16 protein-coding genes are annotated in these 12178 nt (G+C 50.9%); 6 read left to right on the plus strand and 10 right to left on the minus strand.

Annotated features, from left to right (window positions below; genetic code table 11):
* Positions 1 to 5: 5 nt before the first annotated feature.
* Genes GN208_RS01015 through fliF form a run of 6 tightly spaced genes read right to left on the minus strand, consistent with a single transcriptional unit; the run spans position 6 to position 6602 of the window.
* Entirely contained in the window at positions 6 to 1388 is a 1383-nt protein-coding gene (locus tag GN208_RS01015) for a flagellar hook-length control protein FliK (RefSeq protein WP_225806410.1), read from the minus strand.
* Entirely contained in the window at positions 1373 to 1816 is a 444-nt protein-coding gene (gene fliJ, locus GN208_RS01020; RefSeq protein ID WP_004236816.1) for a flagellar export protein FliJ, read from the minus strand. Before fliJ ends, GN208_RS01015 begins: the two co-directional genes overlap by 16 nt.
* Positions 1817 to 1827: 11 nt before the next feature.
* Positions 1828 to 3192, minus strand: a complete 1365-nt coding sequence (fliI, locus tag GN208_RS01025; RefSeq protein WP_004236815.1) for a flagellar protein export ATPase FliI — start codon at positions 3190 to 3192, stop codon at positions 1828 to 1830.
* On the minus strand, positions 3189 to 3920 hold the full coding sequence (fliH, locus tag GN208_RS01030) for a flagellar assembly protein FliH (RefSeq protein ID WP_004236814.1): 732 nt from the start codon (positions 3918 to 3920) through the stop codon (positions 3189 to 3191). Before fliH ends, fliI begins: the two co-directional genes overlap by 4 nt.
* Complete coding sequence (gene fliG / locus GN208_RS01035; RefSeq protein WP_004236813.1) at positions 3913 to 4905, minus strand: flagellar motor switch protein FliG; 993 nt, start codon at positions 4903 to 4905, stop codon at positions 3913 to 3915. Before fliG ends, fliH begins: the two co-directional genes overlap by 8 nt.
* Entirely contained in the window at positions 4902 to 6602 is a 1701-nt protein-coding gene (gene fliF, locus GN208_RS01040; RefSeq protein WP_004240047.1) for a flagellar basal-body MS-ring/collar protein FliF, read from the minus strand. The genes fliG and fliF overlap by 4 nt, the downstream gene beginning before the upstream one ends.
* A 274-nt stretch (positions 6603 to 6876) precedes the next feature.
* On the opposite strand from fliF, the gene fliE reads away from it, so the two are divergent.
* Together fliE and GN208_RS01050 are read left to right on the plus strand one after the other, a co-directional pair.
* Positions 6877 to 7188 carry a flagellar hook-basal body complex protein FliE gene (gene fliE, locus GN208_RS01045; RefSeq protein ID WP_004236811.1) on the plus strand — a complete coding sequence of 104 codons (312 nt, stop codon included), beginning with the start codon at positions 6877 to 6879 and terminating at the stop codon, positions 7186 to 7188.
* A gap of 204 nt (positions 7189 to 7392) precedes the next feature.
* Positions 7393 to 8085: a hypothetical protein gene (locus GN208_RS01050; RefSeq protein ID WP_004236810.1), complete on the plus strand. Its 693-nt coding sequence runs from the start codon at positions 7393 to 7395 to the stop codon at positions 8083 to 8085.
* An 85-nt stretch (positions 8086 to 8170) separates the two neighbouring features.
* Here GN208_RS01050 and GN208_RS01055 read toward each other — a convergent pair whose 3' ends face one another.
* Entirely contained in the window at positions 8171 to 8764 is a 594-nt protein-coding gene (locus GN208_RS01055; protein ID WP_004236809.1) for a cytochrome b/b6 domain-containing protein, read from the minus strand.
* 222 nt (positions 8765 to 8986) lie between these two features.
* On the opposite strand from GN208_RS01055, the gene GN208_RS01060 reads away from it, so the two are divergent.
* Positions 8987 to 9319 carry an MliC family protein gene (locus tag GN208_RS01060; RefSeq protein WP_004236808.1) on the plus strand — a complete coding sequence of 111 codons (333 nt, stop codon included), beginning with the start codon at positions 8987 to 8989 and terminating at the stop codon, positions 9317 to 9319.
* A 65-nt stretch (positions 9320 to 9384) separates the two neighbouring features.
* On the opposite strand, the gene GN208_RS01065 is transcribed toward GN208_RS01060, so the two are convergent.
* Positions 9385 to 9888 (minus strand): DUF4377 domain-containing protein, encoded by a 504-nt coding sequence (locus tag GN208_RS01065; protein WP_004236807.1) that lies wholly within the window; start codon positions 9886 to 9888, stop codon positions 9385 to 9387.
* Positions 9889 to 10092: 204 nt separating this feature from the next.
* Here GN208_RS01065 and GN208_RS01070 point away from each other — a divergent pair, with 204 nt between their 5' ends.
* The 3 genes from GN208_RS01070 to GN208_RS01080 all read left to right on the plus strand — a co-directional run bounded on the left by GN208_RS01070 (position 10093) and on the right by GN208_RS01080 (position 11305).
* The gene (locus GN208_RS01070; RefSeq protein WP_225806411.1) at positions 10093 to 10353 is read left to right on the plus strand and encodes a hypothetical protein; all 261 of its coding nucleotides are present in this window, start codon (positions 10093 to 10095) and stop codon (positions 10351 to 10353) included.
* Positions 10354 to 10515: 162 nt separating this feature from the next.
* The gene (gene crcB / locus GN208_RS01075) at positions 10516 to 10896 is read left to right on the plus strand and encodes a fluoride efflux transporter CrcB (RefSeq protein WP_004236805.1); all 381 of its coding nucleotides are present in this window, start codon (positions 10516 to 10518) and stop codon (positions 10894 to 10896) included.
* A gap of 10 nt (positions 10897 to 10906) precedes the next feature.
* Positions 10907 to 11305, plus strand: a complete 399-nt coding sequence (locus GN208_RS01080; protein WP_004236804.1) for a CrcB family protein — start codon at positions 10907 to 10909, stop codon at positions 11303 to 11305.
* A gap of 94 nt (positions 11306 to 11399) precedes the next feature.
* Here GN208_RS01080 and fliT read toward each other — a convergent pair whose 3' ends face one another.
* Both fliT and fliS read right to left on the minus strand, forming a co-directional pair.
* A complete protein-coding gene (gene fliT / locus GN208_RS01085; protein WP_004240057.1) occupies positions 11400 to 11789 on the minus strand; it encodes a flagellar protein FliT in 390 nt (129 codons plus the stop codon).
* On the minus strand, positions 11779 to 12177 hold the full coding sequence (gene fliS, locus GN208_RS01090; RefSeq protein ID WP_004236802.1) for a flagellar export chaperone FliS: 399 nt from the start codon (positions 12175 to 12177) through the stop codon (positions 11779 to 11781). The genes fliT and fliS overlap by 11 nt, the downstream gene beginning before the upstream one ends.
* Position 12178 lies beyond the last annotated feature (1 nt).

A 12178-nucleotide genomic window follows, 5' to 3' on the forward strand; every position in this document is an offset into this window, starting at 1 on the left:
AGGAATCAGGCGAAGGTATCGATCCCGCCGCGGGCGCGGGCGTCATGAAGTGCTGACGGGCGGACAAGGGTATCTGTGCTGACATTCACGCCGCTGATGCTTCCGGCAGACGTAATACCATCAGCACTGCCGCCGCTGTGACGATCATCACCGGAACCCTGCTGATTACCGTGATACTCCTGTCCGACGGAGCTTTGCGCCAGGTGGATCCCGCTCTCCTGAAGGGCGTTGCGCAGCACCGGCATCATAGATTCCATCGCGGCACGGACGTGGCTGTGCGGGGAGACAAAGTGCATCACCGCCTGATTATCCTCAATTTTAAGATGGATATTCAGGGAGCCCAGCTCTTCCGGATGCAGACGCAGCTGTGCCTGCTGTAATCCCTGACGGGAGAAATAGATCATATTCTGGCTGACCTGCTGCTGCCACAGTTCACTGCCGAGCTGCGCGGTCAGCTGCATGGACGGCTGAGCCACCGGGGCATTGGTCTGCGCAGCGGTACTCTGAGCCGCCGCCGGCATCAGTACCGGGCTCTGGACGGCAGTATGGCTGCCCGGTGCGGTGACAGTCTGAAAGGCACTGCTTTCTGTTTTGATACTGAACGCGCTTTTGCTGTTATCCGCACCGGTGGTATCAGTGGCGGACGTCAGCGATAACGGCACGGAAGTGTCAGCGGATTTCTTATTCAGCGGTAAAAAATCCTCCGGCAGTGCTTTCGGGTCCGGTTTCTGTGCATCGGTCAGTGAAAAACGCGGCTGATCCACACGCGGTTTGGATTTGTCATCCGTAAACAGGGTGCGTGCGTCGTTATTTTCATCCGTGATCAGCGGTTTATTACCGGTTTCAGCCAGTATGTCTTCCGGCAGCTCTGTGGTTTTGGTGACGTTTTTTCCGCTGTCATCAATCTGCAGCTTTGTGTCCGCGGCCGGTTTCTCTGCCGCGCGGCTGTCCCGTCCGCTCAGGCGCTCTTTCAGTGCCGCTAGCAGGGCATTGTCCGTTTCACCTTCTGTTTGCGGTAATGCAGGTGCATCATCCCCGCTGGTCAGCAATTTTGCATCCAGCTCAGGTGCGGCAGCATCCCCGGCAAGGCGGCGGGAGAAATTCAGTTGTGCCATGGTGTCGGCACCGGTCTGTTTTTCCTGTGCGGAGACCGCTTTACCCTCTGCGGCCTGTTTATGCGCGGCAGTGTCATTACGGGTCTGTTTTACCGCATGTACAGCCTGTGCCGGTTTTTCCGGGCGCGGCTGCTGTGCATCCATTACGGCCTGAAACGGCAGGGCGGTTGCCTGTGCATCTTCCGCACGCGGTGATTCCTGTTTATTCAATGCGTTGTCAGCAGAACTGACCACTTTGGTACCGGCATTGACATCCATTAACGGGTTCTCCATAAAGTCGCACGCTGGGCAAATTCATCCATCTGCTTTTGCTCCAGCCGGTTTTGTCGTTGATTTTTTGCATGATCCGCACGGCGGATCAGAGTATCGAAGGCATTGACGCGCTGTTGTTTTTCCTGCCAGTGGCGGTTGGCATCACTGACGCGCTGCTCCCACAGGTTCAACTGACCCTGCTGCTGTTCAATGGTCAGTTCGAGAGTGACCAGAAACTGCTGATAGTTCTGCCATTTATCGGCAGCCATCCCGGTATGCAGTGTCTGATTCAGCTTCTGCCGGTAATCAGCCTGATAATTCTCCAGCATGGTCAGTTGCTGACTCATCTGTGTGTGGGTCTGACGAACCTGCGCCAGTACTTTAGCCGCCTCTTCGGCGGCCTCTTCAGCTAAATTTAACAACGTGGTGAGTGCATGCGTGTTTGACATTGACGACCTCGTTATGCGTCCGGTATCACCTGACTGAGCTGCTCACAGGCGGCCGGGTAGTCACAGCGCTCATCGATATCCTGCTGCAGAAACTTCGCCATATACGGGAACAGCTGAATGGCCTCATCCAGCATCGGGTCACTGCCTGCCGCGTAGGCACCGACATTAATCAGATCGCGGTTGCGCTGGTAAGCGGAGGTCAGCTGTTTGAAACGCTGAATTTTCCGGTAATGGCTTTTCTCAATCAGCTCGGTCATGGCACGGCTGATGGAGGCTTCGATATCGATAGCAGGGTAGTGTCCGGATTCCGCCAGGGAACGCGAAAGCACGATATGGCCGTCAAGAATGGCCCGTGCGGAGTCAGCGATCGGATCCTGCTGGTCATCCCCTTCGGTCAGTACAGTGTAAAACGCGGTGACAGAACCGCCGTTTTTACCGTTGCCTGCCCGTTCGACCAGTGCCGGTAATTTTGCGAACACCGACGGAGGATAGCCTTTTGTCGCCGGCGGTTCTCCGATGGCGAGCGCAATTTCACGCTGTGCCATACTGTAACGGGTCAGTGAATCCATAATTAACAGCACATTGCGACCCAGGTCACGGTAATATTCCGCGATCCGCGTGGCATAAGAGGCACCCTGCATCCGCAGCAGCGGGGAAACGTCCGCCGGTGCCGCGACAACCACCGCACGCTGAAGTCCTTCCGCGCCGAGGATGTTCTCGATAAAATCTTTTACTTCGCGGCCGCGCTCACCAATCAGCCCGACCACAATAATGTCCGCCTGTGTGAAACGCGCCATCATGCCGAGCAGCACACTTTTCCCGACACCGGAACCGGCAAACAGCCCCATACGCTGACCACGTCCGACGGTCAGAAGGGCGTTGATAGCGCGGACACCGACATCCAGCACACTGTTAATCGGCGACCGTTCCAGCGGGTTGATTGGCGGCGTAATCAGCGGGGCGCGGATTTTGGCTTCCAGCGGCCCTTTGCCGTCCAGCGGGTTACCGGAGGCATCAAGGATACGGCCGAGCAGTTCATCACCCAGCGGCAACTGGCGGCTGGTCTGCCCGCCGCTTCCGGTGGATTGCGCATAGACACGGGCACCCGGCGCGATACCTTCCAGCTCTGCCAGCGGCATCAGCAGCATACGCGGCCCGTTAAAACCGACCACTTCACAGATAACTTCTTCGGTGTTCCCGTTGATCACGCGCTCGATGAAACAGGTGGCGCCGAGCGGCATTTTGATACCCTCGGCTTCCATCACCAGCCCGGTGATTTTGGTCAGACGCCCGTAATGGCGGGTCATCGCCACGCCGGACATCCGGGATTCAAAACCTTCCAGTGCGCCTATCCAGCGGCCAATCCGCGCGGTCATAACAAGGTCTCCGGCGCGTATAACCGGCACAGCTCCTGCCAGCGGGTGGCGACACTCATATCGATTTCGCCGTCATCCGCCACCACTCGGCATCCGCCTGCATGCAGCTGCGGATCCGGCACCAGACGCCAGCCGTTCAGACTGAGCTGGGTACCGATATGCTGCTCGATCATCTCAGCATGTGCCGGGTTGACCCGCAGTTCCGGCTGACCGGCAAACAGCGGTTTCTGCTGAAGCAGACGGCTGATCTCTTCGAGCAGTGCGGTACCGTCACAGACCGCAGGCTGACCGAGCACCTGGCGGGCGGCGGTCAGGGCAATCTGCAGCAGTTTGGTGGTTACCACGCTGTCAAAACTGTCGAGTGAGTAACTGAACTCAGACAGTAATTTCTGCCACGCTTCCGTGACCGGTTGCTGTTCTGCCAGTACCTGCTGACGGCCCTGTTCAGCGCCGTCCTGCAGACCCTGAGTAAATCCGGCATCATAACCGGCTTTCTGTCCCTGCTCATGGCCGGACTGAAAACCGCTGCGCTGCGCTTCTTCTTTCAGATTATCCAGCAGATTGATCTGCTCGAGCACCTCTTTCGGCTCCAGGCAGGGTACTTTGGGTTTTTCCGGTTCCGGCTCATCGGACAGGGCAGGGAGCACAGAGGAATTCAGATCCCACTGATTCAGCTCCCGCGGCTGCCAGCGCTTCCACGGCAGGCCGGTGTTTTCCTTATCAGACATAGACATCGTCACCACCACCAATCACAATTTCGCCGGTTTCCATCAGACGGCGGACAATCAGCAGAATAGATTTCTGTTCATTCTCAACCTGCGACATACGCACCGGTGAACGGGACTCCAGATCATCACGGACAATCTCAGCCGCACGGGTGGACATATTGCGCAGGAAGTGTTCGCGCAGCTCTTCGTTGCAGCCTTTCAGTGCAATAACCAGCGAGTCGTTGGAGACATCCTGAAGGATGCGCTGGATACTGCGGTTGTCCACTTCGATAAGGTTCTCGAACAGGAACATTTCGTCGATAATCCGCTGTGCCAGTTCGCCGTCGTAATCGCGCATTGCCCCGATAACACCTTCTTCCTGCTGACTTTTCATCAGGTTGATGATCTCGGCTGCGGTTCTCACGCCACCCATTTTGCTGCGCTTGAGGTTCTGGCCGTCCAGCAGATTGTTGAGGACTTCGGTCAATTCCGCCAGTGCCGCCGGCTGCACACCACCAAAGGTGGCGATACGCAGCATGATGTCGTTGCGCTGGCGTTCGTCGAACAGTTCGAGCACATCGGCGGCCAGGTTGCGTTTTAAATGCACCAGGATGGTGGCGATAATCTGCGGATGTTCGTCGCGGATAATATCGGCCACAGTCTGCGGCTCCATATAGTTGAGGCTTTCGATCCCGGACGCACTTTCGTGCTTCTCGAGGATATCTTCCAGCAGGCTGGCGGCGCGGTCTTCACCCAGCGCCTTAACCAGCACGGAACGCAGATAATCATTGGTATTGATGTTCAGCGCCGCATACTGAATCGCCGCTTCCTCAAACTCCGTCAGGACTTCCGCCAGCTCGGCATTGGAGACCTGACGCATGTTGGAGACCGCCATACTCAGCTGCTGGACTTCTTTATTGTTCAGGTGTTTAAAGACCTCGGCGGCCTGGTCCTCACCGAGCGTCATCAGCATGACGGCGCTCTTTTCTGTTCCGCTTAAATTCATTGTGCTTTTCCTAACCACTGACTGATAACCATTGCCACAACCTGAGGATCTTTATCCGCCATCTCACGGATACGCTGACTCTGAATTTCGGCGCTGACACGCTGACGGGTCAGGCGGCGGCGGGTTTTCTCGTCCATATCGTCACTGATAACATCATCAGCCACGAGCGGGGTCTTCATCTGAGTCGCCTTAAACATACGGGCTTCTGCTTCCGCCTGCTGTGCTTTGCGGTAACGCTGCCACTGCGGTCTGATACCTTTGCGCCACAGCAGCCAGCCCACCAGTAACAGCAGCAGGATCTTGCCGTACTCCAGTGCCTGCGCAATGATGACCGGGCTTGTGAAGAGCGACGGCTCTTCAGTTAGCTGACCTTCATCGGTAAAGCGGGAGTTGGTTATGCTCAGGCTGTCACCGCGGCTGACGGAATACCCCATCGCTTCGCGGGTCAGCGATTCAATCTCTTTAATCATTTCCGGCGGCAGCGGCTGCATTTCTTCGGTGCCGTCTTCTTTCTTCTGCGGCAGCCAGTTAATAATTACCGCGACAGAGAGACGGTCAACCACGCCAATCTGGCGCTGGGTATGACTGATTTTGCGATCCACTTCGTAGTTTGTGGTCTCATCACTCTGCGAATTAATGTTGCTGTTACTTTTATTATCGGCAGGAGATGCATTTTTGTTATCTTTTGTATCCGCTTTTGCTGTTTCAACTGGAGCTGCAGGAGCACTGACCGGCTGATTGGATAATGCCCCCGGCACGCCGCCCGGGCCGCCGTTGCTGTTCTGCTGACTCTGGCTGCTCTGACGCGAGCGGACAGCGGCGGAATCCGGCTGCTGGTTTGGTTTGTATTCTTCGGCGGTCTGTTCGACTTTGGAATAATCCACCTGAGCGGTTACCTGCGCCTGTACGTTGGCACGGCCGACCAGCGGGGCAAGCAGGTCTTCAATACGTTGTTTGAGACGTGCTTCAGTTTCCTGGGTCAGACGCATCTGCGACGTGCTGACAGACTGCTGGCTGTTATCATTGTTTGTCAGCAGACGTCCGGTCTGGTCAACAATAATAACGTTGGAGGAGGTTAATCCTGACACACTGCCGGAGACCATATGCACAATCGCACTGATCTGACCTTCATCCAGTGCGCGGCCCGGCAGCAATCCGACGGTGACGGAGGCTGTCGGTGATTTCTGCTCGCGGACAAACAGGGTCGGTTTCGGGATCGCCAGATGCACCCGCGCGGTCTGTACCGGGCTGAGTGATTCGATAGTGCGTGACAGTTCCCCTTCGAGGGCGCGCTGATAGTTCACCTGCTCACTGAACTGACTGATACCGAACTGCTCTTTATCCAGCAGTTCAAAACCGGTATTACCGCCTTTCGGCAGACCGGCCTGAGCCAGTTTCAGACGCAGCTCATGCACTTTATCAGCAGGTACCAGAATGGCACTGCCGTTATCCGCAAGCTGGTAAGGCATATTCATCTGTGTCAGCTGGCTGACAATATCGCCGCCGTCTTTGGCACTCAGGTTACTGAGCAGAACGCGGTAATCCGGGCTGCGCATCCAGAGGAACAGCGCAACAATAACGGCAATTGCAGCCGCGCCGGCGACCATCAGCGGAACCTTCGGATCAGCCTTAATACGGTCAATAATCAGGGCGAATCCCTTTTTGGTATCTCCGGTGTCTTGTGGTGCGGCACTCATAAACATTCCCTGCCTTGCAGATTTGACGGGTGAAAATAGTTTTGGCGAAACAACGTAATTTCCCTCTTTGTAACGTCACTTTTTTACGCTGCTATTATTCCCTGCAAATAACAAATCTAATGACAGAATCAGCCTGTGATTTTGGTGTTATTTACGGGCTTCAAGTTAAAAAGGGTGTGTTAGGGTATGCAGGCAATAGGATGTGACCGGTGTCTTTTTCAGCAGAAAATGGCTTCCGCAGTGCACATTTATCCCTGTTAACGGAAGAAAAAACATGACAATTCAGGCAATTGAGGGAGTCGTCTCCCAGCTGAATGTAACAGCAGCACAGGCAGCAAGCCAGACGAAACCGGTCGTTGATGCACCGGGGTTTGGTGATCACCTGATCTCAGCAGTGAATGAGATCAATACCACCCGCGTTAATTCAGCAAAAAAGGTGGAAGATTTCACACTCGGCAAAGCCGATATTTCCCTTAATGATGTTATGGTGGACATGCAGAAAGCGAGCCTGAGCCTGCAAATGGGTATTCAGGTACGTAATAAACTGGTGGCTGCTTATCAGGAAATTATGTCAATGCCGGTGTAAATATTATTATATGAATGCCCGAAGCTGCGGGCTTTCATATTTAAGTATTCTGCCAATACGGGGTTATTTATTAAAAAAATTCCGGTTATATGTTTTTCAATTACCCCGTTTTTATCTGCATTGTCACAAAAACTTCCCGAATCGCTTTAATCTCACTGCATGTGTGTTTAAATAAATGAATCATAAATACATATTGGTGAAAAAATGAAAAAAATTCTTCCTGTACTGATCGCTGTTTTATTTCTGGCAGGGTGTAAAGTGGATGTTGAAACCACGGTAAATACGGATGACCTGGTCTCTCATGAACACAAACTGGTCGCCGGTAATATCAATGTGGAAGTACCGGCCTGTAATGATTTCGAAGATTCACGGAAAGAATCAAAAAGTCTTATCAGAATTAAAGAGCAGATGCCGGCTGTCTTCTCCGGTGCGGAATACAAGGAATGTTATAAAGAGAAATTTAATTCCTATGCCAGTTTTATCGTTCCTGTCGGGGTCGGGTTTATCGCTGATGATATGAAGGCGGTAAATGCCGGGATTTATATCTTATCAAATGACGAGCTCTATGCCGGTGTGATGATCACGCCGGAAACGATTAAACGTTTGCAGTCGGCCAAAAAGTCTGCTCCGGGTGATCTGAAACTGCAAATGACGCTGGTGCTGGAAAAAGGTAAATTACCGATCCCGAATATTGCGGCGATGAGTGTGTTCATGACCGGTACGGAAGCGAAAAATAAACCGCTGATTGCGAGCCGTGTGGGTATCGTCGGGAAAGAAGTACGCTTTAAGTTATCTGACGTGTCTAATGCGTTACTTGAGAGCGGCAATATTGCACCGGTATTATACAAAGCAGAGATGCTGGAAAAGTTAGTGGCGAATCTGAAGAAAAATGACTAGCTGCTGTTGTCGTAAAAATAATAAGCCCCGGAGGGGCTTATTATTTTACAGCGGTGCCGAGGATACATTATCTCCGGATAGAACATCAACGGGTTTGATTATTATCATAAACTGATTTTTTCCGCAGCCAGACTATAAAATGCAATAACCCCATTGCACCATGACCAATAATATACGCTTCAATCAGTCCCGTCAGCGTTTTGTGCAGGTTACGTATTTCACCGGCATAAGCTGACCCCGCCGCCCATAATATAAACCAGGCTGTACCGGATAGTACGACCAGTACCAGTGCACCGAGACCCAGCCCCTGAACGCTGGTTGCCAGACCTCCGGGAGCGGATTCCGGTAATTTCCCGTGCAGCAGGGCGCGGCAGTCTGCCGCTATCTGCGAAAAACAGCCGAAAGCCCACGGATAATAGTGCTTTATTCCCCGCTGATGAAAGCAGAGAGCAATAAGCAGGGTACCGGAAACCCAGAATGAAAGACCGGTAATAATATGCAGCCAGGTAAAAAATAAGCGATAGCCGCTTGCGGGAATAACGCCGGTGACGGAAACAGACATCCAGTTGCTGATCAAAATCTGAAGAATAACGGATATAATGATAATGAAATGCAATATCAATACTGCCGGTGACTGATAAATACGCATAAACTGCCGCAGAGATGAGAATATTATCATTGGTATAACTCCGCCTGTAATAAAGATTAAATAATGTCTGCGTAATTATACTGATAATAGCACCGTTCCGCGGAATAGCGATTTAAATATCACCGGGCAACAGCGGAAAAATTAACCGGGAAACGGGATTACAGATATATCCTATATTGGTTATTGATGGCGGGTGCATAATCAAAGCGCAATAATATTAACGGTTGCATTGCTCGTTTTCAGGAGCATTCGATGCGTAAAATTCTGTCTGTGTCTGCTGTTGCGTTAGTTTCTGCATTACTGGCAAGCCCTGCATTTGCGGCCAAAACGGATACCTATAACTGTGACGGGCAAAAAATTAAAGTTGCTTTCCCGGATGCCAAAACTGCAGTGATGGTATACAGCGATGAAATTATTGTTCTGAAAGAAGCTGTTGCTGCCAGCGGTGCCCGTTATGTCGGCGAAAATTTCCAGCTTTGGTCAAACGGAAAAAATGAACTGAATCTGGCCAGCATCTCAGAGGATGATGCGGTGAAAGGCAAAGTTGCCGAAGATAAAGGCCGTACCTGTAAATTAGTGAAATAACAAAGATAATTTTTGTTGTACCGGATAAATAAAGAGAGCGGGTTTTCCCGCTCTTTTTGATCTGTTTATTTATGGTTTTTGCGGTAATACGTCCATTCCTCAACCCGCTCACCACCCGGTAAATTACAGTAACCGGTCCAGCCTGATGCCGCTTTAACGATTTCTGTTTTACCGCCGGATTGTTCACAATAAACGGATGCCGGGTTTGCCATACCAACGTTTGTACCTTTCGCCGGTACAGGATCCTTACTCAGTACGGAAATTAACTGATAACGGATATTGGGTGCATCCGCAGGCGGATTCGGAACATTCGTTGTTTTAACGGACACCCGGTACTGGTATCCCGGCTCATAAGTAAACCCGTCGATGCTCTGATAGAAAAATTCCCACTCTGCATCAGGGGATTCTTTTATTTTCATGCATTTCATCGGCGCAACACCCACGCAATCGGCGAGTTCAGAGTCAATATATAATGTCCTGGTATTCTCTGCTGCCTGGTCTGTCCGTGCATTCTGACTGCATCCTGCCATTAATAAGAAGAGCGGAGCAATAACATAGGCTGATTTCATCAGTTGTCCTTAATGAGTGTGTTAAAGTAGTGTGTTTTTACTCTGTTTTTGACAGCACAAAAATACTATTAGTTCCGTATCGGCGATTTTTTATCTGTATAAAGAGTACAAATGAAGAGATATAAAACAGTAGTGACAAGCGTGATAATGCTGGCCGGTTTTTATTTCCGTGTGTGGTTGTATACAGCAACCGGGATTACACTGGTGCAACGGATAAATAATAACCTGCGGGAACCGCCGGTTTCTGCTGAATTTTGGGATTCAGTATACCTGGCCGGTAAATTCCTGGTGGTCATTCTGCTGCTGGTATTGTCGGGTGATCTGATCCGTGTTTACCGTAATATCCGGCGGCACCCGGTAATAACTGTACCACGGACTCGTTTTTATCTGACGGTTACCGCACTGGCAGGTGGTGTGGCTATTTTCCTGCTGACCGTCAGTTATTGGTATCCGTTCTCCGTATAGTCACAGAATATTACAGGGTATAACCTGTAACCGGACTTCAGATCCGGCATCTTTGTATAAATTCAGCCGGTTTCAATCAGGGAATTGTGAAGTAAAGAAAGAGGATCTACACTATCCGCTGTACGTATTTCTCCTGACGATGCTATTTACAGGTGAGGTTATATGACAGCAATTGATATTTTCTGGGTCGGTATCGGCGGCGGCAGCGGTTCATTACTGCGCTGGTGGGTCGGTAAACTGACAGGCGAACGTTATCACGGCCATTTTCCGCTGGGCACCTTTATTATTAATATCTCGGGTGCGTTTATTATCGGTTTTTTAAGCACGTTATTCGTGATTGACTGGCATGACCGCTTCGGTTCATTCCTGCATGCGGCTGTTCTGACCGGTATTCTCGGCGGTTACACCACTTTCAGCAGTATGCAGCTGGATGCGGCAAAACTGGTGAATTCAAAACAGCGGATGCTGGCTTTCGGGTATTTGCTTATCTCTGTTGTGGCGGGTCTGGCTGCTGCCGCACTGGGTGTCTGGCTGGCGGCATGAGGATAACAATATGAATATGGTGATTCTTATTTTTATTGGCGGGGCATTCGGCGCAATCTGTCGTGAATTACTGATGCTTGGTGTGCCGTCTCTGCATGACGGATTTCCGCTTGATATTCTGGCGGCTAATATTATTGCCTCATTCCTGCTGGGAATAACGGCGGCATTATTACAGCGCAACCGGATTAATCAGTATGTCAATGCGCTGGTGGCCACCGGTATTATGGGCGGATTGTCCACATTCAGCAGCTTTGTGTACGGAACATTTGAAATAATGTCATCCCCGGCGTTACTGGGTACCGGAATAACTTATTTGCTGGTCAGTGTGATCGGCGGATTTGCAGCTGTCATGGCGGGGTTATATCTGGGAAATTGTGTGAAACCCGGTGTAAAAAATACCGCTGAATAGCAAAACGTTCCGGCCGGGCAGGGAACGACTGTCCGGCCGGAACAGATCAGGCCATTTTTTCATTATTTTAAGACACCGCGCTGATCAGAAAAACTTATTCTACTGGTTTAACATGAATCGAATAATCCGGGTCAGTGAATTGCCCGTAACTTTTATTAATCACCCGTTGTTGGTCAAGCTGTTTTATTTCTTTACTCAGAAAGTTGAGGTGATCCTGCAAATAAATTTTTGTTACCCGTTCATTTTCAATGATAGCCTGCAGTATTTCCACCAGTTCGCCGGTAACCGGCTGTTCTTTTTCCAGTTCATGAGATAACTGTGTCAGGTGTTCAACTGCACAAACATAATCAGTTTCACGGGCAATCAAATCATCCCATTCACTGTTTCTGGCCAGGGTAACGAGTTCTTCACTCAGTGTCAGTACATGTTGATATATATCGTGTAAATTGATGGTCGTTTGAATACTCACCTGATTATCTTTCATCCACATTTGCCCCGATTTGTTGCCATGTTGCCGCGAGATCGGAGAGCAGTTGATAGACCTCTTTTACGTAGGTCACGTTATTTTCGATATTTGCGTTGAGTAACCGCATAATCATATAGTCATACAGAGAGGCCAGATTATGTGCCAACTCACCGCCGGCATCATAATCCAGAGCCTGTTTCAGGCCATTATCAATAATATTAATCGCTTTCGACAGTTCCTTACCTTTGGCGGCAATATCATTTTGCTCCATAAAGATTTCGCTGCGGCGAAGGGCGCTGAGCGCCCCGTTAAACAAAATCCGGATCAACTGATAAGGCGAGGCATTGGTAATTTCACTTTCAAGATTAACTTGCTGATAAGCCTGATTTGCCTTGCGCTGATACATT

Source organism: Morganella sp. HSTU-ASny43, assembly GCF_022819185.1.
GTDB classification, from domain to species: domain Bacteria; phylum Pseudomonadota; class Gammaproteobacteria; order Enterobacterales; family Enterobacteriaceae; genus Morganella; species Morganella morganii.

Excerpts from the sequence above, each read along its gene's own strand:
- GN208_RS01015 (WP_225806410.1), bottom strand. The coding sequence starts at position 1,388 with ATGGAGAACCCGTTAATGGATGTCAATGCCGGTACCAAAGTGGTCAGT.
- fliJ (WP_004236816.1), bottom strand. The coding sequence starts at position 1,816 with ATGTCAAACACGCATGCACTCACCACGTTGTTAAATTTAGCTGAAGAG.
- fliI (WP_004236815.1), bottom strand. The coding sequence starts at position 3,192 with ATGACCGCGCGGATTGGCCGCTGGATAGGCGCACTGGAAGGTTTTGAA.
- fliH (WP_004236814.1), bottom strand. The coding sequence starts at position 3,920 with ATGTCTGATAAGGAAAACACCGGCCTGCCGTGGAAGCGCTGGCAGCCG.
- fliG (WP_004236813.1), bottom strand. The coding sequence starts at position 4,905 with ATGAATTTAAGCGGAACAGAAAAGAGCGCCGTCATGCTGATGACGCTC.
- fliF (WP_004240047.1), bottom strand. The coding sequence starts at position 6,602 with ATGAGTGCCGCACCACAAGACACCGGAGATACCAAAAAGGGATTCGCC.
- fliE (WP_004236811.1), top strand. The coding sequence starts at position 6,877 with ATGACAATTCAGGCAATTGAGGGAGTCGTCTCCCAGCTGAATGTAACA.
- GN208_RS01050 (WP_004236810.1), top strand. The coding sequence starts at position 7,393 with ATGAAAAAAATTCTTCCTGTACTGATCGCTGTTTTATTTCTGGCAGGG.
- GN208_RS01055 (WP_004236809.1), bottom strand. The coding sequence starts at position 8,764 with ATGATAATATTCTCATCTCTGCGGCAGTTTATGCGTATTTATCAGTCA.
- GN208_RS01060 (WP_004236808.1), top strand. The coding sequence starts at position 8,987 with ATGCGTAAAATTCTGTCTGTGTCTGCTGTTGCGTTAGTTTCTGCATTA.
- GN208_RS01065 (WP_004236807.1), bottom strand. The coding sequence starts at position 9,888 with ATGAAATCAGCCTATGTTATTGCTCCGCTCTTCTTATTAATGGCAGGA.
- crcB (WP_004236805.1), top strand. The coding sequence starts at position 10,516 with ATGACAGCAATTGATATTTTCTGGGTCGGTATCGGCGGCGGCAGCGGT.
- GN208_RS01080 (WP_004236804.1), top strand. The coding sequence starts at position 10,907 with ATGAATATGGTGATTCTTATTTTTATTGGCGGGGCATTCGGCGCAATC.
- fliT (WP_004240057.1), bottom strand. The coding sequence starts at position 11,789 with ATGAAAGATAATCAGGTGAGTATTCAAACGACCATCAATTTACACGAT.
- fliS (WP_004236802.1), bottom strand. The coding sequence starts at position 12,177 with ATGTATCAGCGCAAGGCAAATCAGGCTTATCAGCAAGTTAATCTTGAA.